The 975-nt window shown below is 65.3% G+C and carries 1 protein-coding gene; it reads left to right on the top strand.

Annotated elements, in window-relative coordinates; translation table 11 throughout:
* A partial coding sequence (locus EOA27_RS37990; protein ID WP_127258913.1) for a serine/threonine protein phosphatase occupies positions 1–975 on the top strand: 975 nt, incomplete at both ends.

The raw sequence follows: 975 nt of genomic DNA, 5'->3' as shown, positions 1-975 counted from the left end.
GCCGAACCCTACGGACGTGTCGTCCTTCGGGCGGCGCTGTGGCTCGCCTTCCTCGCGCCGTTCTTCTATTCGACCTATGGCTTCGCCAACTGGCTGGCCTCGAAACGCAATCAAGTCGGCAGCATCGTGTTCTCGTGGGAACATCACGTTCCATTCCTTGCCTGGACGATCGTGCCCTATTGGTCGATCAACCTCTTCTACGCCCTGTCGCTGCTGCTCAACGACAGCCGGCAGGGCGTGAACCGGCTGGCTGGCCGCTACCTCACCGCGCAGGTCGTCGCCGTCTCCTGCTTCATCCTGTTTCCGCTGACCGCCACCTTTGTGCGGCCGGCGACGACCGGCCTGCCCGGCTTCATGTTTGCCGTGCTCGGCGGCTTCGACAAGCCGTTCAACCAGGCGCCGTCCCTGCATATCGCATTGCTGGCGATCATCTGGGATCATTGGCGCCAGCGCCTTTCGGGCCTCCTGCTCACGCTCTGGCACGTTTGGTGCTTCCTGATCGGCGCCTCGGTGCTGACAACCTGGCAGCACCATTTCATCGATATCCCGACCGGCGCGCTACTCGGCTTCTTCGCGCTGTGGCTGTTTCCGGCCCGGGGCGAGCTGCCCTTCGCCGGCTTCCGTCTGACTGCAGACGGCAAGGCGCGGCGGCTTTCGCTCTGCTACGCGCTGGGCGCCGCCCTGGCGCTCGCCGGTGCAGCCATCGGCGCCTTCTTCTCGGCGCTCGCGCTTATCCTTTTGTGGCCGGCACTTGCGCTGGCCATCGTCGCTTTCGGCTATGCCGGAGCCGGGCCAAAAGTATTCCAGAAGACAGCGGACGGCCGCGTGTCGCTGGCAAGCCGCATCCTGCTCTGGCCATACCGGCTGGGCGCCAGGGTCAATGTCTGGGCCTGGACGCGCAGGCTACCGCCGGTGGTTGCCGTCATCGACGGTGTCTTTCTCGGGCGATTTCCCGACGCTGCCGAAGCACACGCC

The organism is Mesorhizobium sp. M2A.F.Ca.ET.037.01.1.1 (genome assembly GCF_003998075.1).
Taxonomy (GTDB): Bacteria; Pseudomonadota; Alphaproteobacteria; order Rhizobiales; family Rhizobiaceae; genus Mesorhizobium.
The sequence above is the reverse complement of the archived record's forward strand: the minus strand, read 5'-3'. Positions and strand labels throughout refer to the sequence as shown.